A 22,706-nucleotide genomic window follows, 5' to 3' on the forward strand; every position below is an offset into this window, starting at 1 on the left:
GGCTCATCCCTCAGTTCAGCGGCATCATCTGGTGCATGACGCCGACGAAGTAGTCGAGGAACGTTCCCATCATCGCCGCGATCACCACCGCGAGCACCAGAAATCCCGCGAAGATCGACAGCGGCACGCCGACGAAATAGACCTGCATCTGCGGCATCAGCCGCGCCAGCACGCCGAGCCCGATGTTGAAGACCAGGCCGAACACCAGGAACGGGCCGGAGAGCTGCAGGCCGAGCCGGAACGCGGCAGCGAAGGCGCGCGTGGCGAGCGCGGCGACGTCGCCGCTCGACATGGTCTCGCCCGGCGCGAAGATCTTGTAGCTGTCGTTGAGCGCGGCGATCACGAGATGGTGGCTGTCGGTCGCAAACAGCAGCGTCACGCCGAGCATGGTGAGGAAGTTGCCGACCAGCACGCCCTGCTGGCCCTGCGTCGGATCGACCGAGGTGACGAAGCCGAGCCCCATCTGCTGGGCGATCACGGCGCCGGCGACCTGCAGCGCCGACAGCGTCACGCGCGCCGTGGCCCCCAGCACGATGCCGATCACGATCTCGTGCATCATCAGCACCAGCAGCGAGGTGATCGAGCCCATGTCGACGTGATAGGCGTTGCGATGCAGCGGCAGGATGATCAGCGTCAGCAGCAGCGCGATCGACAGCTTGACCCGCGTCGGAATGTTGGTCTCGCCGAGGCCCGGCAGCAGCATCACCATTGCGCCGACCCGGGCGAAGGCGAGCATGAAGGACGCGGCAAGCGCCGGCAGCAGCGAGATGTCGATGCGCATGACTTACGCATACTGCATCAGCCGCCGATGATTCGCGACGATATCCGCAGCATGTGGGCGTGCAGCGCGTCGGCCATGAACGGCAGCGCCAGCAGCATGGTGGCGAAGATCGCGAGAATCTTCGGCACGAAGATCAGGGTCTGCTCCTGGATCTGGGTCAGCGCCTGGAGCAGCGACACCACGACGCCGACCAGAAGGCCGACGACCATCAAAGGCGACGACACGATCACGATGGTCCAGATCGCATCGCGCGCCACGTCGAGGGTTTCGGGTCCGGTCATGTCACTATTTCCTGGTTTATTCTTATCCCCTCCCCTCGTCATTGCGAGGAGCGAAGCGACGAGGCAATCCAGGCTGTCACCGCGGAAAGATTCTGGATTGCTTCGCTTCGCTCGCAATGACGTCCGGGCAGCTGTCGTCTGCGGCGGCCTACGCCGGCACATTCTGTAAATCAGATCGGCATCTTCATGATGTCTTCGTAGGACTGGATCACGCGGTCGCGCACCGAGACCAGGGTGGAGACCGCGACGTCGGTCTCGGCCACCGCCGTGACCACGTCCATCACGTTGGCCTTGCCGGCGGCCATCGCCACCGTCTGCGCGTCGGACTTGCGGCCGGACTCCATCACGCTGCCGACGGCGTCCTTCAACAGCGCGGCAAAGGATTGTCCGGGCGCCTCCGCGCCCTTGGACCCGCCGCTGCTCTCGAGCACGCGGGCGAGGTTCGCGTAGGCATTGGCAGCAATCGTCGGTGAGGCCATGGCTTAAGATCCCTTCTCAGGTCTTGAGGATGTCGAGCGTGCGCTGGATCATCCGGCGCGTCGCACTGATGATGTTGAGATTGGCCTCGTAGGACCGCTGTGCGTCGCGCATGTCGGTCATTTCGACCACCGAGTTGACGTTGGGATATTTGACGTTGCCGTTGGCGTCCGCCGCCGGATTGCTCGGCTCGTACCTGACGCGGAAGTCCGACGGGTCGGGCTTGATCCGGCCGAGCGTGACCACCTGGGCGTCGAGCGTACGGTCGAGCGCGGAACTGAAGGTCGGAACCTTGCGCCGGTAGGGGTCGCCGCCGGCGGTCGACGCGGTCGAATCCGCGTTGGCGATGTTTTCCGAGATCACCCGCATGCGCCCGGCCTGCGCGCGCAGGCCGGAGGTTGCGATCGTCATCGAGCGGAGGAAATCGTTGCCGTCGGTTGCCATGTTCGGTCTCCGCTAGCGCGTCAGCCCTTGCCGATCGCAGTCTTCAGAAGATGCAGGCTCTTGCTGTAGAGCGAGGTGACCGCCGCGTAGTCCATCTGGTTGGCCGCGGCCTTCATCATCTCGTCCTCGAGATTGACGGAGTTGCCGGCGGGGCGGGTCTCGAAGCCGGCATTCTTGTTCTGATCGAAGCTCGACGGCGCCCCCGACGGAGTCAGATGCGAGGCGCTGGTACGGGCCAGCGCCAGCGGCCCCACCGCACCGGCGGCGGCTCCGCTGCGGTCGAATTTCGGCTCGACGAGGTCACGCGGCCGGAAATTGGGCGTGTCGGAATTGGAGACATTCTCGGACAGGACGCGCTGGCGTTCCTGGTGCCACTGCATCTTGGTGCGCAGCGCCGAGAGCACCGGGAGGTCGTTGATGGACATGCTTGCGGCTCCTTCCGCCCTCCGGATGGCCCGGAGCTAGGCAGAATTTGCCGCGTGTATGGTTAACGGCCGGTTAAGATGCCGCGGCCGCGTGTCCGGGATTGGGACGCAAAGCCCGCCCGCCCCGTAAAGCTACACGGCAAAACTCACGTTAACCCAATCGCTTGGCTCGCAGGCAAATCCCAAGAAGTCGTTTTGGATCGGGCGATTCATGGGTTATTAAGAGTTTGGGGACGGCAAGCCTTGCCGTGGGGAGCTAAGGGGTTCGAACATCTGGGGCGTTGCCCGCCCGTGGTTCGGTCGACCATTGGCAGCGTAAGGAAAGCGCCATTTGCCGGGGACAAGCATGCAGGCTTTGACCTTTATCTTCGCATTCATCGCCGTACTGGCGCTGATCGGTGTCGCCGCGTGGCTGGTGCGCCGATTCGCCACCAACCGGCTGGGCGCCAACACCCAGCGCGGCAGGATGCCCCGGCTTGCGGTGATCGACGCCGCGGCCGTGGATGGAAGGCGGCGCCTGGTTCTGGTCCGGCGCGACAATGTCGAGCATCTCTTGATGATCGGCGGACCGACCGACATCGTCGTGGAACCCAACATCGTACGTGCGGCCCCCGGCCGCGATCAGCTGCCGCAACGTCCCGGCACCGCCGAGCCGCCGCGTCTGGCTCCGATGCCGGAAACCGGCGGCTGGGTCGACGAGGCCCCGCGGCCCGAATCGCTCGACCATCCCGAGCCGCAAATGCCCGAGCCGCCGCCGCGGCCGGCACGTCCCTCCTTCGCCGACGAGGTCCGCCGGCAGGCGCCGCTTCACGCCGAGCGCCGCAGCGAGCCGCTTTCCGGCTTCGCCACCGAGCCGATGATGCCGCGCGTCGAGCGCGAGCCGCGTCCCGAACCGATGCCGCCGCGCATGCCCCGCAGCGAGCCCGCGATGCCGCGCCCACCGCGCCACGCCGAACCGGCCAAGGTGCCGCCGGTGCGTGCCGAACGCGCTGCCGCGCCGCCGCCGATTCCGCCAGCTCCGCCGCCCGCCGCCGCACCTTCGAGCGCCGAGCAGAATCTCGCCGAAATGGCGCAGCGGCTGGAGGCAGCCCTTCGCCGTCCGGCCGGCGAGACCGTCGCGCCCCCCGTCGCACCCGAGCCGCCTGCCCCTGCCGCGCGCCCGTCACGCGGCGAGGCGCCCGCCCCGGCCGCGGCGCCCAAGAGCAGCTTTGAAAATCTCGAAGACGAGATGGCCTCCCTGCTCGGCCGTCCGAAGCCGTCTTCGTGAGGCGCGCAGGCCTCCCGCGTAGAGTTGTTTTCCTCACCATCCTGACCGGCGCCGCTCTTGTGGCGGCGCCTGCGGCTGCGCAGGACATCAGCATCAATCTCGGCGGCCAGGGCGGCGGCGGCGTCACCGAGCGCGCGATCCAGCTCATCGCGCTCCTGACGGTGCTGTCGATCGCGCCCTCGATCCTGATCATGATGACCTCGTTCACGCGCATCGTGGTCGTGCTGTCGCTGTTGCGCACCGCCATGGGCACCGCCACCGCGCCGCCGAACTCGGTAATCATCGCACTGGCGATGTTCCTCACCGCCTTCGTGATGGGACCGGTGCTGCAGAAATCCTACGACGACGGCATCCGGCCGCTGGTCGCCAACCAGATCAGCGTGGAGGATGCGCTGCAGCGCGCCGCGGTGCCGCTGCGCGGCTTCATGCAGAAGAACGTGCGCGAGAAGGACCTCAAGCTGTTCATGGATCTGTCCGGCGAGCCGCCGCCCGCCACGCCCGACGAGCTCAGCCTGCGAATTCTCGTTCCCGCCTTCATGATCTCCGAGTTGAAGCGCGCCTTCGAGATCGGCTTCCTGCTGTTCCTGCCCTTCCTCATCATCGACCTCGTGGTCGCCTCCGTCCTGATGTCGATGGGCATGATGATGCTGCCGCCGGCGGTGGTGTCGCTGCCGTTCAAGTTGATCTTCTTCGTGCTGGTCGACGGCTGGTCGCTGGTCGCGGGCAGCCTGGTGCAGAGCTACGGGGGATGACGAGCGCTTCGCTCCGCTGTCCCTACCCCTTCACGTCGTACTGCTTGCTGAGATGGTCGCCGATCTGCACCAGCAGAGCGACGCATTCGGGATAGCCCGGCTTGTCGACGGTCGTCTGATCGGCCTTGGCGCGAAATTCCCAGCCCTCGCCGTCGCGCAGGATCGAGATCGTCATACCGTCGGGGCAGTCCGCATGCACCTTCAATTCGGCGCGCGCCATGGCGATGAGTTCGGCTTCGGTCCTGGCAGGCTTGCTCATGTCGACCCTCTCCCGGCAGTGAGATCGGCAAATTGCCGCCTCCGGAGGCGGCTGTCGAGAGGCGAAGGTAGCAGGCGCCCTACCTCGTCATCTTGATCTGCCTCACGGCCGGGATCGCCGGCAGAGAACCGGTGTGCGGGGTGTCGTCCTTGGCCTGCGGGGAAGCCGGGGCGCGGGCGGTGGCGTCGGGGAAGCGAGCCTTCATCTCGCGCAGGAAGCCGTCGAGCGTGTCGACGCTGGCGGCAAGCTTGGCGATCTCGGCGAATTCGGCGCTGGAGGCCGCCGCCGGCTTGCTCGCGATGTCGAAGGCCAGCCGGTCGGAGCTCTCGCTCATCAGCGGCGCGTATTTTTCGCGGAAGCGCGACAAGCCGATGGAATCGTCGGCCAGCGCATAGCCGACCGCGGCGCGGATCACGTCGCTCTTCTCCACCGCATTGAGCGGCTTGAAGTCGCGCCAGCGCTCGCCGTAATAGAGTTCGATCTGCTCGGCGGACTCGCGCCAGCGCCGCGCCGCCCAGAAGATGTCGGAGCGGAGCCGGATCGCCTCACGGCCGGCGACGTTGGAGACGATGTCGAGCGCAAGATCATGGCGTCCGACGTCGCTCTGCGCGCGGGCTTCGAGCAGGAGGCGTTGCTGACGCAGCTCGCCGGAAAGGTCGCTGATGCGGCTTGCACGCAGCGCCGAGATCGCGAGGTCCGGCTTGCGGTTGGCGAGGTAGACCATGGCGAGACGGGCGGCGACCTGGGCGCGTGCCGCGCCCTCGAGGCGGTGATCGACCTGGTATTGCAGGAGCTCGGCGGCCTGGTCGAGCAGATCGACGGCGGCAAGGCGATCGGCGAGCCTGCGGATCAGCTCGTCGCCGCGCCGGCCGATCGGCGTCAGTTCGCGGAATTCGAAGAACATCGCGAGCGCCTCGATCGGCGGCAGATCGTCGCCTTTGGGCCCCAGGAAAACCTGCACGAACAGCTCGGAGGCGAGGTCCTGTGCCTGGCGCGAGGCCTCCGCGTTCGGCTGCAGTCTGGTCGCGGTGCGCGCTGCGCCGAGCGCCTCGGCGTAGCGGCCCATGTCGGCATACATCCGCGCCAGCATCTGCAGGGTCCGCACCTCGATCGCGTCGCCGCGCCAGATCATCGCCAGCGTCTCGAGTTCCCGCAGCGCGTCCTCCTTGCTGATCTCGTCGCGCCGCTGCTTGATCGCGACGTCGAGCTGCCTGGCTTCGGCTGCCGCCTGCCGGTCGGCCGAGGCGATCGCGAACTTGTAATCATCGAGCGCGTCCTTGTCGTGGCCGAGCGCCTCGGCGAGCCGGCCGCGCAGCACGGCGAAGGATGGCTTGACGTCGTCAGGTACGCCGATGACCTCGAGTTCGGCGCGGCGCTTGGAGGCGCCGGCATAGTCCTTGACCTCGAGCGAGGCGCGCATCGCGTCCATGGTGACGATGCGCTGGATGTCCAGCGGCAGCGAGGCGATGGCGAACTCGACGTTCTTGAACTTTTCGCGCGCATCGGCCCATTTGCCCTGCCGGGCGAAAGCAAGCGCTTTCCACAATTGCGAATCGTGGCTGTTGCCGATCACGGGATTGGCGAGGTCTTTCAGGCCCTGCGCGGGTCGGCCGATCAGGATGCTCGAGATCGCATGCATGATCAGCGCGTTGCTCTCTTCCTTGTTCTGGGGATCGGCCAGCATCACGTCGGTGACGGCCTTGGCCTCGTAATACATGCCGCGCGACATGTAGAAATGGGCGAGATCGAGCCGCGGAATCGAGCGCTGCGCCGGCTCGACCGAGGCGATCGCCGCAACCAGCGCCTGCTCGCGCGCGATGAAATTCTCGGACTGGCCCTTGCGCCATTCCTCGATGTTGAAGATCGGCCGCGCCGCGGTCGGCGCGCGTTCGGCCGCGACGTCGACCGGCGACAACGTCAGCCCGCCCTTCTTGCCGAGGATGACCTTGTCCAGCCCGACCTCGACCCCGACCTCGTCGGAGTTGGGTCGGATGGCGATGCCGTGGGCGGATTCGAGCAGCGACAGGTCGACCAGATCCTGCCGCTTGATGAAGCCGCGCACCGGCCGCGACGCGGTGACGACGAACAGCGCGTCGCCGGCGTCGGGATCGGTGACCTTGTGCAGCAGGCCGGGATCGGCGAGAGGAATCGAGATGTTGGCGAGAGCTGGATCGGTGATGTTGCGCAACATCATCAGCGGCAGCGGCGAGGCCTGGATCTTGTCGGCGAGCGTCAGGAGCCAGTTGGCCTCCTTGCCGTTGTCCTCGCTCGACAGCGAATAGACCAGCGGACGGTTGAGGCGGACGCGCACCGCCTGCCCCTTGTCCAGCGGCATGTGGCTGACCTCGCCGATCATCGCGCCGCCCTTGGCGCGGATCGGCTCGATGTTGATCGGCTTGTCGGTATCGAACACCACCCAAACGGTGTCGCCGCGGCGGAAGGCAGCGGCGGGCGTAGCCGCCGCGACGGGGAACGTCACGCGCAGGCCGTCGCTGTCGCGGCGGGCATCGACCGGCGCGCCGGCAGGCGCGGCGTTCGCCGGTGTCTCCGTCTTGACCGTCTCCTTGATCGCTTCCTTCGGCGCTTCGGTCACAACCGGTTTGGCAGTCTCCTGCGGCGCTTCCGCAACGACCGGCTTCGGAGGCACGACAGGCGCCGGCGCTTCCGCAACGGCAGCCGCCTTCGGCGCCTCCACCGCGCGCGGCGTTTCCGTCGCGGCCGGCTTCGGCGCTTCAGTCTCGGTTTTAGCTTCCGTCTTGGCTTCGGGCTTGATCTCGATCCTGGCCTCGCGGGCGATCGCGTCCGAGGTCGGCGGCATGATCTCGCGCTGGACCTGCTGTTGCCGCGGCGGATCGACCGGCTTCTGCGGCGCGGCCGGCGCATGCGGAAGCTCGGCCGTGGGCGCAGCCTTGGCCTTGTCCTGCTGGAAGGCAATGTCGACGACATAGTTCCTGTCGTCGCGGAACGAGTGCACGTCGGAATCGCCGATCAACGCGACCTCGATGCTGGTCTGGTCGATATCGGTCTTCTGCTTGATGGAGGCGACGTTCGGGGGCGCGGCGACCTTGGCGTCGGCCAGATCGAAATTCAGCGCCGCATTGAACGCGAGCGTGAGCTTTTGCTCGTTGAGCACCGAGGAGACGCCGACGCCATCGGGCATCTCGAACACGAAGCGCACGAAGGTCGGCTGCACCGAGGCGCGCACGCGGATCGGCGGCCGCTTCTTGGTTTCCGCGACGGCCCGCTGCGCCCGCAGCGCGCGCTCGGCGGCGCGGGCGCGCTCGGACAATTCCTTCACCACGTCCATCGGCAGACTCGGCGGCGGTCCCTTCCAGCCTTCCGGCAGGAGGTCGATGAAGGTGCGCTCGCCGGCGTTCATGGTGTTGACCGTCACCCGGCGCGCCAGCGACAGCCGGATCGCGCCGCCGTCGGGGTCGCGGCGCGCCGAGTTGACGTAGTCGGGCGCGCTTTCGGGGACCTTGTCGACGGGAACGTCGACCGGACGGTCGAAGCGGATGATCACGATCGAACCGGCAGTCGTCACCTCGGAGGGCACGTCCTCGGCGAGCTTGATCACCAGCCGCCCATAGCCGCCGGCGGCGGAAAAGCTGGCCTCGCCGCGCACCGGCCCGGTTTGTGCGGTCGAGGCCGCGGTCAGGCCGATCGACAGGCAGGCGGCAGCCGCAACCAGATTGCGGACGCGCCGCGTCAGGCCCCGCGCCAAGACGCGGGCCCGCGACCAAAATCCAGCGACAGCCGTTCGCGCCATTGGCGGCATTTCTTCCGGTCCGACGGTCGATGCCGGCTCAAAGTGCCGGCCCGTGCCATCGAATGTAGGTTTTGCCAATTAAGGACTTGTTAAATATGAGCTCTCAATTCGGCTTTTGCGGCGTGGTCGGGCGGCCCTCGATCTTGGGAAGCTCGCCCGCCTCGGCGGACCGCTCCCCGCCGCTGCCGCCACCGGCGCGGCGCGCCATTTCCACCGTCAACCGCTCGGCGGCCTCGGACTGCATCAGGCCCATGATGTCGGACATCTTCCGCGGGGCGATCTGGGTTGCGATCTCGATCAAGACGCCCATCTCCAGCCGATCGAACACCCGCGCGGCGTCCTTGGGCTTCATGCTCTCGTACATGGTGACGAGGCCCTTGAGGCGCTGGGCTTCGGCCTGCTTCTGCTCGGCCGCCGAAGACGACATGCGGGATTCCGCCGCCTTCATCTCCTCGACCTTGGAGTCGATGCGCTTCTCGGTGGCCTTCAACAGGCTCTCGCGAATGTCGATCTCGCGCTGCCGCGCCTCGAGTTCCTGACGGCGCGATTGCAGCCGCTCCAGGATCGCGCGCTCCGACGGCGAGATCGGCTGCTGGCCCTCGATGTTGACGGGCGTGCCGCCCTCCACCTTGCTCTCGGGCGCGGCGGGCTTGGGCGCCTCCTTCGGCTCACCATGCGTCGAGCCGGTAATGTCGAGCTCTTCCCGTCCGGTCGGAAAGTTGAGGTTCTGCTCGGCCCATGATTTCTGTCCCGGGCTCGCCTTGTATTCGAACACGTAGCCGCCGTTGATCGCGAGGCCCGCGACCTTGAGGACCGCAAGGCCCGCGATCGCGACCAGCACGACCGGAATGACGCGGATGTTACGAAATGACTTCATGCGGACGATACTTTATGCGGCGAGCCCGTTGGAGCGCCTGCGCTCGGAGAAGGCTTCGGCGGCCGCCGCCACCGCCTTCGCCGCCGACGGCCTCGGCGCAGGCGTCGCCGCGACCGGCTCGGCAGGCGCCCCCGGCCGCGCGGCGACGGCGATCTTGGACAGGCGCCGCACCACGTTGTCGGCCTCGCCGAGCTGGCGGTGGAGCTGTTCCGACATCTGGGTCGCGGCGGCGAGCTGGCTGCCGAGGTTCTCGTTGACGTCGCGCACCGCGTGCTTCAATCCGCCGATCGCGCGCTCGGCAATCTCGGTCGCGGTGATCAGCTCGGCGATCACGGCCTTCAGCGAATGCTCGTCCGCCTTCAGCCGCGTCAGCCGCTTGTTGAGCAGGATGCAGTAGCCGATCGTCAGCATCAAGAGGACGGCCACCAGCGTCTCGATCGCCATGCCTAGTGAATGGTTCATTGGGCCTCCATCATCTTGTTCTGCTCGTCGACCTTCTCGAACATCGCAAGCGTCGTCGACGGCTTGCGCAGCGGCTTGGTGACTCGGATCGCGACGCGGTCGCCGACGCGCCCCATTCGCCCCTCGGTGAGGGTGACGCTGCCGCAGCGCACCGAGACGGTCGCATCCGCGCGCATCTCGAGCGGCAGCGTGTCGCCGACCTTCAGCCGCATCAACTGCTTGAGCGGCACGTCGGCCTCGTAGAGCACGGCATCGACGGCGATCTCGGCCTGCACGATCTCGGTGGCGAAATGGCCTTCCCAGATCGGGTCGCGGCCGAACTTTTCGCCCATGAACATCTGCAGCAGGACTGCGCGGATCGGTTCGATGGTCGCGTAGGGCAGCAGGAGCTCGATATTGCCGCCGCGGTCCTCCATGTCGATGCGCAGGCGCACCAGGATCGCGGCGTTGGCGGGCCGGCTGATCGCGGCGAAGCGCGGATTGGTCTCGAGCCGGTCGATGGTGAAGGTGACCGGCGACAGCGGCCGGAACGCGAGCTCGGCATCGGCCAGCACCACCTCGACCAGGCGCTTGACCAGGTTGGTCTCGATCGTGGTGTAGGGCCGACCCTCGATGCGGAGCTGGGTGCTACCGCGGCGGCCACCGAGCAGCACGTCGATCATCGAATAGATCAGGTTGGAATCGACGGTCGCCATCCCGAAGTTTTCCCACTCCTCGGCCTTGAACACGCTCAAGACCGCCGGCAGCGGGATGGAGTTCATGTAGTCGCCGAAACGCACCGAGGTGATGCGGTCGAGCGTGACTTCGACGTTATCGGAGGTGAAATTGCGCAAGGAGGTCGTCATCAGCCGCACCAGGCGGTCGAAGACGATTTCCAGCATCGGCAGGCGCTCGTAGGAGACCATCGCCGAATCGATGATCGCGCGGATGCCGGAATGATCGTCGAGCGTGACGTCGCCGACGGTGAAGCCGAGCAGGTTGTCGATCTCGTCCTGCGTCAGAACCCGCTCGCCGGAGTTCTTCGTGCTGCCGAAATCGCGGCTGCCGTCCTCGACCATGGCCGCCCATTGCAGTGCCATGGTTTCCGATAATTCGTTCTCGGCCGCCGCCTTCGCGGCCTCGTTGGGATCCTCGGAATCGAGCGAGGCCTCCCATTGGGCGGCTATGGCGTCCTGGTCGACTGGATCGTTGCCCGCCATGTCCCTAGCCCATCCGCCTCACTGCACCACGACTTCCTTGAACAGCACCGCGCTGACCTGGATCGGCGCAACCGCGGCGTTGACGCGTCGGGTCAGTTCCTCCTTGAGGCGGAAGATGCCGGCGGAGCCGTTGAGGTCGGCCGGCCGCAGCTCGCGCACGTAGGTCTGGAACAGGTCCGTGACGCGCGGCATCGTCGGCTTGATCGCCTCGATCTGCTTCTCTTCCTTCAGTTCCAGCACGATCTTCAGCCGCAGATACTGCACCCGCTCGCCCGGCGCGCCGGCAAGGTTCACCATCATGTCGGGCACGTCGACGAAAGTCGGCGGCTTCGGCGGCGGAGCCGCTTCGGCGTGATGCTCGGCGTCGCCACGGAAGAAGAAGAACCAGGTCGCCGCGCCTCCGCCGAGGATGGCGAGCACGCCGACTGCCATGATGATCAGCTTGAGCTTGTTCTTCGGGGCGGCGCCCTCCGCGGCCTCGGTGGCTGCGCCTTCCGCTTCGTTCTCTGCCATGACCGCCGAGCTCACTCTCTATAGATAGCCTCGAGCCCGATGCCTCCTGGCAGCCTGCGACGCGATACGATTGCCCCAGCGCGCAACGCGCTCCTCTCAGGTGCAAACGCTACGGTAATAATGGTTAACGGAATCTTTCCATCGTTCGCCGGCTAGGAAAAATCTGCCGGGCAAACATGGTCAACAGAACCTTTCTGCCGCCCCTGCACGGCCCCGCCAAACGACTAACCAACTGAAATTCGGGATTTTTCCGAGTTGGCACGGCTTTCGCTGAGAGAGCCGCGAGACCCGCCGGGCTTGGGAGAGCTCGAAGGTCCCGTTCACGGGTTCGCCGAAAGACGCTTGGGAGAGCGGCGACGGCGGATCCCACGTCAGGGGAGATTGATCCGATGCAGAACGCGCTTCTGGTCGGCCTATCGCGGCAAGTGTCGTTGGAACGGCAGATGGACGTCATCGCCAACAACGTCGCCAACGCCAACACCAACGGCTTCAAGGCCGACCGCTCGCTGTTCGAGCAATATCTCAACTCCGGCGCGCACGAGGACAATTTCGTCGGCTCCGACCGCCGCGTGGCCTACGTGCAGGACCGCGGCACGTTCCGTGACGTCGGCCAGGGGCCGATGGAGATGACCAAGGCCCCGCTCGACCTCGCCATCAGCGGCGGCGCCTATTTCGCGGTCCAGACTGCCGGCGGCGAGCGCTACACCCGCGACGGCAAGTTCGCGATGAATAACGTCGGCCAGCTCGTGACCGCGGACGGCAACCTCGTGCTCGGCACCGCCGGCCCGATCACCTTCCAGCCGACCGACCACGACATCAGCATCGCGCAGGACGGAACGGTGACGGTGCTGGAAGGCTCGAACAAGGCCGACTCGATCCGCGGCAAGATCCGCCTCGTCGGCTTCGACGATCCGCAGAAGCTGCAGAAGCAGGGCCTCAATCTCTACGCGGCCGGCGCGGCCACCCAGCAGGCGGACACCAAGTCCACCGTGCAGCAGGGCTACATCGAGAAGTCGAACGTCAATGCGGTCTCGGAGATGAGCCGCATGCTCGAGGTGATGCGGACCTACCAGGGTGTCGCCAGCCTGCTGCAGCAGGAGAGCGACCTGCACAAATCGGCGATCGAGAAGCTCGCCGACGTTCCGGCGTAACGCCATCAGGGGAGAACTGACATGCAGGCGCTTCACACCGCTGCGACCGGAATGGCGGCACAGGAACTCAACGTTCAGGTGATCTCCAACAACATCGCAAACCTCCGCACCACCGGCTTCAAGAAGCAGACCGCGGCGTTCCAGGACCTGATCTACGAGCACATCCGCCGCGTCGGCGCGCAGTCCTCGGACCAGGGCACCATCGTGCCCGTCGGCGTCGACATCGGCGGCGGCGTCAAGACCGTCGCCACGCCGCGCATGATGACGCAGGGCACGCTGTCGCAGACCGGCAACGATCTCGACCTCGCCGTCTCCGGCGAAGGCTTCTTCAAGATCCTGATGCCGGACGGCACCTACCAGTATACCCGCGACGGCACCTTCCAGATGGACAACCAGGGCCGCGTCGTCACCGCGCAGGGCAATCCGGTGCAGCCGACCATCACGATCCCGAACAACGCCTCGGGCCTCACGGTCAACATGCAGGGCCAGGTCTCGGTGACGCTGCCGGGCTCGACGAGCTCGACCATCATCGGCCAGATCGGCCTGACGCGCTTCGTCAACAAGGGCGGCCTGCAGCCGGTCGGCAGCAACCAGTTCACCGAGACGCCCTCCTCCGGTCCGCCGCAGGACGGCATCGCGAACTCGGAAGGCTACGGCCACATCACGCAAGGCAGCCTCGAGCAGGCCAATGTCGACGTCGTCTCCGAGATGAGCGACTTGATCGCCGCCCAGCGCGCCTACGAGATGAACGCCAAGGTGATCAGCGCCGCCGACCAGATGATGCAGTCCACCACGGCGCTGTTCCGCTAAGGGAGGATGACGATGCGCAACACCATCGCCACGCTCGCCGCCCTGCTCGCGCTGACGGCGCCCGCGCACGCGGCCGACGACGCCATCGCGCAGCCGGCGCTGCGCCCGAGCATCACCGTGACCGCGGACGTGGTGCGGGTCGGCGACCTCGTCGACAATGCCGGCCCGGCCGCGCAGATCCCGGTCTACCGCTCGCCCGACCTCGGCACGACAGGCGCATTGCCGGTCGCGCAGGTGATCAACGTGCTGCGCGCCAAACAGGTGATCGGCGTGATGACCGGAGACATCAAGGAGGTCACGGTCACCCGCCTGGCGCGCACGCTCGCCAACAAGGACCTCGAGCTCGCGGTGGCGTCCGCGCTGGAGCACCGCTTCGGCCTCGGCGAGGCCGCCAATATCGGCATCACCTTCGACCGTGGCATCTCCGAGTTGCGGCTGGACGCCACCAACACCGGCGCGCTGCAGCCGACCGCCACCCGCTACGACCAGCGCAGCGGCCGCTTCGACGTCACCTTCGAGATCAGCAACGAGGCGAGCGCCGCGCCCGCCAAGCTGCGCTTCACCGGCACCGCGATCGAGACGGTGGAGGTTGCCGTGCTGACCCGCGACATCGACCGCACCGAGATGCTGAAATCCTCCGACGTCGTGCCGGAGCGGCGCCCGAAGGCGGAGATATCGGGCGAGGCCGCCACGCGCGACCGCGCGGTCGGCATGCAGCTCCGCCGCCCGATGCGCGCGGGCACGCCGATCCGCGTCGCCGACCTGGCCAAGCCCGAGCTGGTGCAGCGCGACCAGAGCGTCACCGTCATCTACCAGGCGGCCGGCCTCTATCTGACCACGCGTGCCAAGGCGATCGACAGCGGCGCCGAGGGCGACGTCGTCAACGTGCTCAACGTGCTGTCCAAGCGCACCCTCACCGGCGTCGTCACCGGCCGCGGCCAGATCACCATCCAGGCCGCCCCCGCCGCCTTGCCGAACGACCGGACGTCATCGCTGCAACGCGAGCCGGCGCCGGTCGCGCTCGCCCAGACCCAGCTTTCGCCAGCTCCAGCCAAGTCAGAGTAAGTCATGTCCAGGTTCAGCTCCGCCGCCCGTCTCCGTCGTCTCGCCCTCTCCGGCGCGTTGCTGGCGACGTTCGCCTTCGCGAGCGGCTGCTCCTCGATCGATCGCCTGTCGCAGATCGGCGAGCAGCCAAAGCTGTCGGCAATCGAGAATCCGACCGCGCAGCCCGGCTACAAGCCGGTGCAGATGCCGATGCCGAAGCCGGAAGTGGTGTCCTACAACCCGAACTCGCTGTGGCGGAACGGCAGCCGCGCCTTCTTCAAGGACCAGCGCGCCCACCAGGTCGGCGACCTCCTGACGGTGACCGTGAACATCACCGACAAGGCCAACATGGAGAACGACACCTCGCGCAGCCGCAGCAACAAGGAAGATTCGGGGATCACCGACTTCGCCGGCGCGAAGACCATCACGCAGGCCAACAAGATCCTGCCCGGCCGCATCCTCACCGCCGACTCCACCGCCTCCAGCGAAGGCAAGGGCAGCGTCGACCGCAAGGAGGCCCTGCAGACCACCGTCGCCGCCGTCGTGACGCAGGTGCTGCCGAACGGCAACCTCGTGGTCGAGGGCAAGCAGGAGATCCGCGTCAATTTCGAGATCCGCGAGCTGGTCGTCGCCGGCGTCGTGCGGCCCGAGGACATCCAGAGCGACAACACCATCGACTCCACCAAGATCGCGCAGGCCCGCATCGCCTATGGCGGCCGCGGCCAGATCATGGACGTGCAGCAGCCGCGCTACGGCCAGCAGGTGATGGACGTGCTGCTGCCGTTCTAGTCCTTCTCCCGAGCTCCCACATCGTCGGTCGCGAACCTAGGCGCGGCCAGCGATGTTCTACGCGGCCCTCGCTAGCTCCCCTGGCGAGGGCCGCATGAGTTCTTGGGACGACCCAAGACATGATGAGACCGGGTCCGGCCTGCGGCGTCCGTGACCGGTTTCCAAAAACATGAGGTTCAACCCCATGCACAGTGGCCGGCGGGAGCCGGCGAGGCGTTACGGATTTTACGAAAATAACATTGACGCGTCGGGCAAATCAGGGGTATTCTGCAACAATGGCGGAGCGTGGGATCGGCAGAGCCCTTATGCACCCTTCCGCTCTGGAAAGAGGCCGAACCCGGCACCGCACGATCCAGCCAAACCTAACTCCACCACGTTCATGGGGGCTAGCCTCGGTTGGCGGATGGCTCCCGATAGCCGGTCGCGCGCGCCGGCGTCACGCCGCATCCGCCACGGCGCGTATCTCGAGGCGCACACCCGTTTTCTCCTGTAGCGCGCTGATCACGGCCATCAGGTTCTCTGCTGTCGGATTGCCGCCCGGCCCGAACATCCTCATCAGGCTCTTCTGCGGGCGGTCGATCGCCTTGCTCAGCCGCTCGAAGCCGATCGTCGCGTTGATGTAGGTTCGCAGCGCCGAACGGCCGTAGTCGACGTCGCCCTGCAGCAGCGCCTGCATCGCCTCCTGAAACAGCGCTTCGCGAAAGGCCGGGTCGCGCTTGGCTCGCTCACGAACCGTTTCTCGAAAATCATGGGTCAACGGCATTGTTCATCCCTTCGCGCGCTTCCGCGCCTTGTAGTCGCGCCAGCGATGCTGTGCGGCGTCGATATCGACTTGCTGCCTCTGCTTGGTGCCACCACCAAGCAGGATGACCAGCATGTTGCCGTCCCACCCGAAATAGACCCGATAGCCCGGGCCGCGATTGATCTTCAGTTCGGATACTCCCTCCCCGATCGACTTGACGTTCGAGGTGTTTCCGTCCGCAAGCCTGGCGATCGCGACGGAAACGAAAGCGGCTGTTTGCGCGTGCAACCGGTCGTGCCACTCCTGGAACGGACTACGGCCATCGACGGTGTATTCCTCAACTCTGATTTCTGGTACCACACATGTTACCAATTGTCGATTTCAGAAAATTCGGTCGATTTGAGATTATCGTGGATGCGCCCCAAGCGCCTCACTATGTTTCTATTCTGTTCCTTTCACAAACGAGGATGCTGGACTGTTTCCGGCCCCAATGGCCTGACTTGAAATTTTCGTGGCCCAATTCGTTAGTGAACCACGCCTACCATCGGGAGAACACGATGGAGGCGCGCATGCGGAAATTGACACTTACCAAGTCCCTCGAGCTTGTTGGCGATACAGAAGGCGCTTTCCGGTACCGAGAGTTGAATAGCTCCGGTGTTCAAATTCACGGAGATAGAGACGGCGCAACCGTCGGCGATCTCTATGTCCGCAAAGCAGCCATTCCCGGGGCTGCTCCGAAGAAGATTGCGGTACAATCGAATTTGAGGTGTGAGAAGTCGATCAAGCTTATCCCAAGCTACGCGAGCATCTTGGTTCGGTCGTAACGATCGAGGCACACAGCCAACTCATAAGAACTCCGCCTCCACCACTCCCAACCCGTCCAACTCCATCCGCACCTTGTCGCCCGGCTTCAGCCACAGCGTCTTCACGAGGCTTCCCGTCAGCACGATCTGGCCGGCATGGAGGCCCTTGCCTTCGGCCGCGAGATGGTTGGCGAGCCAGGCGAGCGCGTTGTGGGGATGGCCGAGGACGTCGGCGCCGGTGCCCTGGCCGGCCACCTCGCCGTTGAGCAGTGCGCGGCCGGCGATCCTCTTGAGGTCCGGCACGGCGGCGCGAGCGACCTCGGGCCCGAGCACGCAGCCGGCGGCAAAGAAGTCGTCGGCGATCAGGGTCGGCGCGCCCAGCGTCTCCCATTTCACGTAGCGGTCGTCGACGATCTCGATCGCGGGGCGATAGGCCTCGACCGCCTCGGCCACCCATTCGGCGGTGAACGGCGCCTCGCCCGGCGCGAGGCTGCGCTTCAGGCGGACCGCAATCTCGCATTCGACGCCGACCCGGACATAGTCGGCCGCCGCGAGCTTGACGCCGCTGTCGTGCACGCCCTTCTCGAACACGCCGCCGGCGCAGGGATGGGGGATGCCGATATAGTCCTGCATCACCGCGCTGGTGCAGCCGATCTTGTAGCCAACCAGGCGGCCCGTCTGCGGCAGCAGGAGATCATGCAGTGCACGCTGGACCTTGTAGCCGGCAGCTTCGTCCGCGGGCGGAACCTCGAGCGCCGCGAGCGGACTTTTGTTGCGGCGCGCGGCCGCGATCGCCTTTGCGGCTGCGAGAATCTCGTCCATCGGCGCCGCCTCCCATGCTACTCAGCGTGGCGGAGTTCAGCATTCCAGCCCGGGCCTGACAAGCACCGCTACGGACAGCACCGCGGTCCGCGGCCCCGGGATCAAGACATGGCGCAATGCCGTTGACCCGACTCGCAAAAGTGCGATCGCCTGAGCTGAAGGCTCGGTCTCATCCGAGCTCACGTGAACATGGAGAAGTCCGGTCCAGCCCGTTGATCGCGATTCAATTTTCGAATCGCGTTGCATGCTGTGCCCCGCCGCCTATTGGCTGGCGATCGTTGCCTTGAGACCGCCGAGCTCGGACCGGCAAAGCTCCAGCGTCCACCCATACGCCTCGAGGACGTCCCGCACGATCGCAAGGCCCAGGCCCGCAGCGCCACCGCCCTGGTCGAGGCGGGCGCCGCGTCGGACGACGTGTGACAGAGCGGACGGTTCGATGCCTTTGCCATCATCTTCGATGGCGATCGAAGACAGGGCTTCATCCGACGTGATCCGGACGGATCGCGCGGCATGGCGCGCCGCGTTCTCGAGCAGGTTTCCGAGAACTTCGGCGAGGTCGACCTTGTCGAGCGGGGCGCAAAGATCGGCGGCAACGAGGTTCTCGAACCTCACGCGCGCACCGTCGGGAGTGCGCGACAGCGTTGCCGTGACGGAGTCAACGAGCGGCTTCACGGGAGTGGATATTGCAGCGCCGCCCCGGGCGCGCCCGCGAACCCTGGCCCGGGCGAGCTCGCGGTCGACGTGGCGACCCATGGCTTCACTGACGGCTTCGATATTCTCGGCAATATCGCGCTCGCCCCGCTCCCGCAGACGTGACGCATCGGCCGCGAGAGCCGCGAGGGGCGTCTTCAGCCCATGAGCCAGATCGGCGGCACGGCCGCGGGACCGTTCGATCTCGCGTTCCTGGGCGTCGATCAGCGCGTTGACCTCCTCGACCAGGGGGTGAACCTCGGTCGGGACCGAGGGCGGCAGATGCCGGGTTCGCCCCGCTCTGATGTCGGCCACTCCGCCGCGCAGCGCGACCAGCGGACGCAGGCCGACGCCGACCTGGACCCAGGTCGCAAGGGCCAGCACGCAGCCGAGAAGGACGAGAGCGATCGAGAGATCCTTCGCGAAGGCCGAGGTCGCCGCCGTGACCCTGGCGAGGTCCTCGGCGACGGCAAGGCGGACGACCAACGGCCTGCCGTCCGCGGTCAGCGTGACGGCGCGCTCGGCGACGAGGACGCGCCGGCCTCCCGGTCCCGGCGCCTGGTGCTGATGTGTTTCTCCAGGCTCAAGTCGATCCGCCGGAAGCTCCAGGCCCGAATCCCACAACGAGCGCGAGCGAAGCAACTGCCCGCGCGCATCGCCGACCTGCCAGTACAGCCCGGACAGCGGATCGGCGAAGCGGGGATCGACCGGGGTCTGCGTCAACACCAGCTTGCCTTGCGGGTCGAGGTCGATGCCGGCGAGCAGCTGCTTCAGATGGACGTCGAGGTCCTGAGCCAGGGTGCGCGACACATGGCGCTCGAAAACCAGGACCAGCGCCCCCCCGGCAACCGCAAGCGCCATCAGCATGGCCACGATGCCACCGGCGACCAGTCGCAGCCTGAGCGAATGCCGGCTCATTCGAACAGGTCCGGCATCAGATAGCCGAAGCCGCGCCGCGTCTCGATCGCGTCGGCGCCGAGCTTCTTGCGTACGCGGCCGACCAGCACCTCCAGCGTGTTGGAATCATGCTCCTCGCCGTGACCGTAAACGTTCTCGTCGATCTCCTGCTGCGAGACGACCCGCCCGCGATTGCGGAGGAGATGGGCGACCAGCCTGTATTCGAGCGGCGAAAGCGCGATGGGCACGCCGCGGCGGGTCACCTTCATCTGCCGCTCGTCGAGCGTGATCTCGCCCGCGGTCATGACCGAGGAGGCATGCCCCGCCGAGCGCCGCACGATGGACCGCAGCCGCGCCAGCAGCTCCTCCATCCGGAACGGCTTCGGAAGGTAGTCGTCGGCGCCGGCATCGATGCCGTCGACCCGCTCGGCCCAGCTTCCCCGCGCAGTGAGGATGAGGACGGGCATGCGGCGTCCGTTGGCGCGCCAGCGCTTCAGGACCGCCAGGCCGTCCATGCCAGGCAAACCAAGGTCGAGGATGACGGCGCCGAAGTCCTCGGTGTCGCCGAGGAACCAGGCGTCTTCGCCCTTGGCGACGGTTTCCACCACGTAGCCGGAGGCCTGCAGAGTGCGCGAGACCTCGGACGCGATCCGCAGGTCATCCTCGACGACAAGCACGCGCATCACTTCTCCCTGGTCCGTTCGACGGCTCCGCTCCTGGCGTCGACGTGGATCTCGAACAGCCGTCCCTTGCCGTCGACGACGCGCAATTCGTAAGTCCAGGCACCGGCTTCCCGTTCGAGCTTCACGCCGACGATCTCGCCCGGAAGCTTTTGCCTCACCATGGTCAGAATCTCGGCAAGCGGACGGATTTCGCCCGCCTCCACGGCCCGGCGCGCGTCGTCCTGATCGCGGGCGAGCGACGGGGCCCCTCCGGCCGCGAGAAGCGCGGCTGCAAGGATCAGGCATCGAACTCGCTGCGGGCGTAAGTCCATGAGGAATACTCGTTATCCCGGAGATATGGATGCCTGATCTCACCTGACAAATCGCTGACTTGGCTCAACAGGCGTCGGTCAGGCCGGTTCTGACAGATTGGCCAGGTCGCCGCCGCATGGTGCGGGCGGCAACCGTCAGGAGATACCTATGCGCAAGATCGCCATTCTCACCGTCGCCGCCGTAGCCCTCGGTGCGGCGTCCGCCCAGGCCGGCAGCCTCGGCAAGCCGTGCACGTCGGCCCCCGAATCCCAGTGGCTGCCGATGCAGGAGCTACAGGCGAAGGTCGAGGCTCAGGGATACAAAGTCCAGAAGGCCAAGCTCAAGAACGCCTGCGGCGAGCTGTACACGCTCGACAAGAACGGCAGCAGGGTCGAGCTGTTCGTCGATCCGACCAACGGCCAGATCATCGGCCAGATGTGATGGTTCGCAAATGAGAACCGTGAGCAACACGATCGAAGCCGGCGGCGTTATGCCGCCGGCCACGGTCAAGGTTTGGGATCCGTTCGTTCGGATCTTCCACTGGTCGCTGGCGAGCTTGTTCGTTCTGGCCTACGCCACCGGCGACGAGATCGAGCGGGTCCATATCGCGGCCGGCTACGCCATCGCCGGCCTCCTCGCGATCCGGATCGTCTGGGGCTTCGTCGGTCCGCGGCACGCACGATTTTCGAACTTCGTTCGTCCGCCGCGCGAGGTGCTCGCCTATCTGCGGGACGTCGCGCTGCTCAGGGCTCCCCGCTACATTGGGCACAACCCGGCCGGCGGCGCCATGATCATCGCGCTCCTGATCGCGCTGGCCGGCACGTGCGCGACGGGCTACGCGATGACCACGGACGCCTACTGGGGCTCCAAGCTCGTCGAACACGTCCACGAATTCCTGGCCAATCTCACCGTTGGCCTGGTCGTGGCGCATGTCCTCGGCGTCCTGATCGCGAGCTTCGAGCATCGCGAGAACCTCGTGGCGTCCATGATATCCGGCCGCAAGAGGGCTGCCGACTGAGCAGCCCTCTTCGACTCGCAAGACCGCCTTCGCCTGAAGTGAAGGCTTGGTCTCATCCGAGCTCAGGTGAACATGGAGAAGTCGGGTCCAGCCCCTTGATCGCGATTCACTTTTCGATCGCGCATCACGCTGCGCGATGGGCGCGCGGACATCACGCAGGGCGCGAAACTTGCGCGCCGATTGCGCACGCTTCATGGGGAGCCGCGCGGGCGGCGCCCGGCCTATTCGTCGCGATAGACCTTCTCGCGCTTCTCGTGGCGCTCCTGCGCTTCCACCGAAAGCGTTGCGATCGGACGGGCTTCGAGCCGCTTCAGCGAGATCGGCTCGCCGGTCTCCTCGCAATAGCCGTAGGTGTTGTCCTCGATGCGCTGCAGGGCGGCATCGATCTTGGCGATCAACTTGCGCTGGCGGTCGCGGGCGCGCAGCTCGATGGCGCGGTCGGTTTCGGACGAGGCCCGATCGGCGAGATCGGGGTGATTGACGTTCTCCTCCTGCAAGGCCTGCAGGGTCAGCTTGGACTCCTTGAGGATCTCATCCTTCCAGGCGAGGAGTTTCAGGCGAAAGTACTCCTTCTGCCTGTCGTTCATGAAAGGCTCTTTTTCGGAGGGTCGATAATTCTTCAACTTTTCCAAGGGCGGCCCATCTTTCTCAGCGACGACTCGAACGGACCAGGGTCCGTTGAGCGGGGCCTTATATAGCGGTGTCTTGTGACACACAATATTTCCCTACATCCTCCCGCACTGCCCCCAAGCCCTTGCACAGCCATGTTTATCCGGCGGGCCCGGGGGCGCACGAGCGGCTAGTAGCCGACCGTGAAGCGCGACCTCAGGTGCGCCGGCCGCTCGATCTCGTCGGCCATCGCAACGGCGAAATCGGCAAAGCTGATTGAGCTCCTGCCGTCGGCGGCGGTCAGGAGCTCGTCGGTTCCGAGCCGGAACTCGCCCGTCCGCGGTCCCTCCACGAACAGGGCCGAGGGCGACAGGAAGGTCCAGTTCAGCTCCTTCTCCTGCCGCAGCAGGTCGAGGAAGGCGGCGCCCTTCTCCGCTTCGGCCTTGTATTGGGCCGGAAAACCCGGGGTTGTAACCAGTTTCACGCCCGGGGCGACCTCGAGGCTGCCGGCGCCGCCGACCACGAGATAGCGGCCCACGCCGGAGGCCTTAGCAGCGGCTATCAACTTTTGCAGGTCGCTCGCCAGGAAATGGACGGCGCTGACGGCGACGTCATGCCCGGCCCACAGCTTTGTCAGCCCGGCCTGGTCGAGCACGTCACCCCTGACCGGCGTGACGTTGGGGAGACCCGCGATCTTCTCGGGATGGCGGGCGATGGCAGTCACGGCATGGCCGCGGCGGGACAGTTCCGCGGTGATCTGCGATCCCGCCCGGCCCGAGGCGCCGGCGATAGCGATTTTCATTTGAGCTCCTTGCGCTATAGTTACTGATTGTTACTAAATATTGCAAAGA

27 protein-coding genes are annotated in these 22,706 nt (G+C 66.2%); 8 read left to right on the forward strand and 19 right to left on the reverse strand.

Translation table 11 applies throughout. The features are described 5' to 3' along the window. Nucleotides 1-10: 10 nt before the first annotated feature. The 5 genes from fliR to flgB all read right to left on the reverse strand — a co-directional run bounded on the left by fliR (nucleotide 11) and on the right by flgB (nucleotide 2,408). Nucleotides 11-781: a flagellar biosynthetic protein FliR gene (fliR, locus tag KGM94_RS05595; protein WP_300255762.1), complete on the reverse strand. Its 771-nt coding sequence runs from the start codon at nucleotides 779-781 to the stop codon at nucleotides 11-13. A 17-nt stretch (nucleotides 782-798) separates the two neighbouring features. Continuing rightward, nucleotides 799-1,062 carry a flagellar biosynthesis protein FliQ gene (gene fliQ / locus KGM94_RS05600; protein ID WP_300255764.1) on the reverse strand — a complete coding sequence of 88 codons (264 nt, stop codon included), beginning with the start codon at nucleotides 1,060-1,062 and terminating at the stop codon, nucleotides 799-801. Nucleotides 1,063-1,232: 170 nt separating this feature from the next. After that, nucleotides 1,233-1,541, reverse strand: coding sequence for a flagellar hook-basal body complex protein FliE (gene fliE, locus KGM94_RS05605; RefSeq protein ID WP_300255766.1), 309 nt, complete (start codon nucleotides 1,539-1,541; stop codon nucleotides 1,233-1,235). A gap of 16 nt (nucleotides 1,542-1,557) precedes the next feature. Then, nucleotides 1,558-1,983: a flagellar basal body rod protein FlgC gene (gene flgC / locus KGM94_RS05610; protein WP_300255768.1), complete on the reverse strand. Its 426-nt coding sequence runs from the start codon at nucleotides 1,981-1,983 to the stop codon at nucleotides 1,558-1,560. A 20-nt stretch (nucleotides 1,984-2,003) separates the two neighbouring features. After that, the gene (flgB, locus tag KGM94_RS05615) at nucleotides 2,004-2,408 is read right to left on the reverse strand and encodes a flagellar basal body rod protein FlgB (protein WP_300255769.1); all 405 of its coding nucleotides are present in this window, start codon (nucleotides 2,406-2,408) and stop codon (nucleotides 2,004-2,006) included. A gap of 346 nt (nucleotides 2,409-2,754) precedes the next feature. On the opposite strand from flgB, the gene KGM94_RS05620 reads away from it, so the two are divergent. After that, nucleotides 2,755-3,675: a flagellar biosynthetic protein FliO gene (locus KGM94_RS05620; protein WP_300255771.1), complete on the forward strand. Its 921-nt coding sequence runs from the start codon at nucleotides 2,755-2,757 to the stop codon at nucleotides 3,673-3,675. Beyond that, nucleotides 3,672-4,427 carry a flagellar type III secretion system pore protein FliP gene (fliP, locus tag KGM94_RS05625; RefSeq protein WP_300255773.1) on the forward strand — a complete coding sequence of 252 codons (756 nt, stop codon included), beginning with the start codon at nucleotides 3,672-3,674 and terminating at the stop codon, nucleotides 4,425-4,427. The genes KGM94_RS05620 and fliP overlap by 4 nt, the downstream gene beginning before the upstream one ends. A 22-nt stretch (nucleotides 4,428-4,449) precedes the next feature. Here fliP and KGM94_RS05630 read toward each other — a convergent pair whose 3' ends face one another. From KGM94_RS05630 to fliL, 6 genes are all read right to left on the reverse strand, one after another. Next, complete coding sequence (locus KGM94_RS05630) at nucleotides 4,450-4,686, reverse strand: hypothetical protein (RefSeq protein ID WP_300255775.1); 237 nt, start codon at nucleotides 4,684-4,686, stop codon at nucleotides 4,450-4,452. A 79-nt stretch (nucleotides 4,687-4,765) separates the two neighbouring features. Beyond that, a complete protein-coding gene (locus KGM94_RS05635) occupies nucleotides 4,766-8,455 on the reverse strand; it encodes a tetratricopeptide repeat protein (protein WP_300255777.1) in 3,690 nt (1,229 codons plus the stop codon). A 103-nt stretch (nucleotides 8,456-8,558) separates the two neighbouring features. Continuing rightward, the gene (locus KGM94_RS05640; protein WP_300255779.1) at nucleotides 8,559-9,332 is read right to left on the reverse strand and encodes a flagellar protein FlbB; all 774 of its coding nucleotides are present in this window, start codon (nucleotides 9,330-9,332) and stop codon (nucleotides 8,559-8,561) included. A 12-nt stretch (nucleotides 9,333-9,344) separates the two neighbouring features. Then, nucleotides 9,345-9,794, reverse strand: coding sequence for a DUF6468 domain-containing protein (locus KGM94_RS05645; RefSeq protein ID WP_300255780.1), 450 nt, complete (start codon nucleotides 9,792-9,794; stop codon nucleotides 9,345-9,347). Beyond that, nucleotides 9,791-10,993 (reverse strand): flagellar motor switch protein FliM, encoded by a 1,203-nt coding sequence (fliM, locus tag KGM94_RS05650; protein WP_300255781.1) that lies wholly within the window; start codon nucleotides 10,991-10,993, stop codon nucleotides 9,791-9,793. Before fliM ends, KGM94_RS05645 begins: the two co-directional genes overlap by 4 nt. Before the next feature lie 18 nt (nucleotides 10,994-11,011). Beyond that, nucleotides 11,012-11,506: a flagellar basal body-associated protein FliL gene (gene fliL, locus KGM94_RS05655; RefSeq protein WP_300255783.1), complete on the reverse strand. Its 495-nt coding sequence runs from the start codon at nucleotides 11,504-11,506 to the stop codon at nucleotides 11,012-11,014. A gap of 389 nt (nucleotides 11,507-11,895) precedes the next feature. Here fliL and flgF point away from each other — a divergent pair, with 389 nt between their 5' ends. Genes flgF through flgH form a run of 4 tightly spaced genes read left to right on the forward strand, consistent with a single transcriptional unit; the run spans nucleotide 11,896 to nucleotide 15,300 of the window. Beyond that, complete coding sequence (gene flgF / locus KGM94_RS05660; protein ID WP_300255785.1) at nucleotides 11,896-12,657, forward strand: flagellar basal-body rod protein FlgF; 762 nt, start codon at nucleotides 11,896-11,898, stop codon at nucleotides 12,655-12,657. Nucleotides 12,658-12,678: 21 nt separating this feature from the next. Further along, nucleotides 12,679-13,467 (forward strand): flagellar basal-body rod protein FlgG, encoded by a 789-nt coding sequence (flgG, locus tag KGM94_RS05665; protein ID WP_300255787.1) that lies wholly within the window; start codon nucleotides 12,679-12,681, stop codon nucleotides 13,465-13,467. Nucleotides 13,468-13,473: 6 nt separating this feature from the next. Then, nucleotides 13,474-14,532 (forward strand): flagellar basal body P-ring formation chaperone FlgA, encoded by a 1,059-nt coding sequence (gene flgA, locus KGM94_RS05670; protein WP_300255789.1) that lies wholly within the window; start codon nucleotides 13,474-13,476, stop codon nucleotides 14,530-14,532. A 3-nt stretch (nucleotides 14,533-14,535) separates the two neighbouring features. After that, nucleotides 14,536-15,300, forward strand: a complete 765-nt coding sequence (flgH, locus tag KGM94_RS05675; RefSeq protein ID WP_300255791.1) for a flagellar basal body L-ring protein FlgH — start codon at nucleotides 14,536-14,538, stop codon at nucleotides 15,298-15,300. Between the two features lie 436 nt (nucleotides 15,301-15,736). Here flgH and KGM94_RS05680 read toward each other — a convergent pair whose 3' ends face one another. From KGM94_RS05680 to KGM94_RS05705, 6 genes are all read right to left on the reverse strand, one after another. Further along, entirely contained in the window at nucleotides 15,737-15,976 is a 240-nt protein-coding gene (locus KGM94_RS05680) for a transcriptional regulator (RefSeq protein WP_366526212.1), read from the reverse strand. A 90-nt stretch (nucleotides 15,977-16,066) separates the two neighbouring features. Further along, the gene (locus tag KGM94_RS05685) at nucleotides 16,067-16,402 is read right to left on the reverse strand and encodes a type II toxin-antitoxin system RelE/ParE family toxin (protein WP_300255795.1); all 336 of its coding nucleotides are present in this window, start codon (nucleotides 16,400-16,402) and stop codon (nucleotides 16,067-16,069) included. A 485-nt stretch (nucleotides 16,403-16,887) separates the two neighbouring features. Further along, entirely contained in the window at nucleotides 16,888-17,667 is a 780-nt protein-coding gene (locus KGM94_RS05690; protein WP_300255797.1) for a fumarylacetoacetate hydrolase family protein, read from the reverse strand. A gap of 261 nt (nucleotides 17,668-17,928) precedes the next feature. Continuing rightward, nucleotides 17,929-19,275, reverse strand: a complete 1,347-nt coding sequence (locus tag KGM94_RS05695) for a HAMP domain-containing sensor histidine kinase (protein ID WP_300255799.1) — start codon at nucleotides 19,273-19,275, stop codon at nucleotides 17,929-17,931. Beyond that, complete coding sequence (locus KGM94_RS05700) at nucleotides 19,272-19,937, reverse strand: response regulator transcription factor (protein ID WP_300255801.1); 666 nt, start codon at nucleotides 19,935-19,937, stop codon at nucleotides 19,272-19,274. The genes KGM94_RS05695 and KGM94_RS05700 overlap by 4 nt, the downstream gene beginning before the upstream one ends. Further along, nucleotides 19,937-20,248 carry a PepSY domain-containing protein gene (locus KGM94_RS05705; protein WP_300255803.1) on the reverse strand — a complete coding sequence of 104 codons (312 nt, stop codon included), beginning with the start codon at nucleotides 20,246-20,248 and terminating at the stop codon, nucleotides 19,937-19,939. Before KGM94_RS05705 ends, KGM94_RS05700 begins: the two co-directional genes overlap by 1 nt. Nucleotides 20,249-20,396: 148 nt before the next feature. Between KGM94_RS05705 and KGM94_RS05710 the strand changes: the two genes are divergently transcribed. After that, nucleotides 20,397-20,669 (forward strand): PepSY domain-containing protein, encoded by a 273-nt coding sequence (locus KGM94_RS05710; protein WP_300255805.1) that lies wholly within the window; start codon nucleotides 20,397-20,399, stop codon nucleotides 20,667-20,669. A gap of 10 nt (nucleotides 20,670-20,679) precedes the next feature. Continuing rightward, nucleotides 20,680-21,246 carry a cytochrome b/b6 domain-containing protein gene (locus KGM94_RS05715; RefSeq protein WP_300255807.1) on the forward strand — a complete coding sequence of 189 codons (567 nt, stop codon included), beginning with the start codon at nucleotides 20,680-20,682 and terminating at the stop codon, nucleotides 21,244-21,246. Nucleotides 21,247-21,467: 221 nt separating this feature from the next. Here KGM94_RS05715 and dksA read toward each other — a convergent pair whose 3' ends face one another. Next, nucleotides 21,468-21,833, reverse strand: coding sequence for an RNA polymerase-binding protein DksA (gene dksA, locus KGM94_RS05720; protein WP_085966600.1), 366 nt, complete (start codon nucleotides 21,831-21,833; stop codon nucleotides 21,468-21,470). A 212-nt stretch (nucleotides 21,834-22,045) separates the two neighbouring features. Further along, a complete protein-coding gene (locus KGM94_RS05725; protein WP_300255813.1) occupies nucleotides 22,046-22,657 on the reverse strand; it encodes an NAD(P)-dependent oxidoreductase in 612 nt (203 codons plus the stop codon). Between the last annotated feature and the right edge of the window lie 49 nt (nucleotides 22,658-22,706).

Origin of the sequence: Bradyrhizobium sp. (assembly GCF_028868675.1) — a bacterium.
Lineage (GTDB): Bacteria > Pseudomonadota > Alphaproteobacteria > Rhizobiales > Xanthobacteraceae > Bradyrhizobium.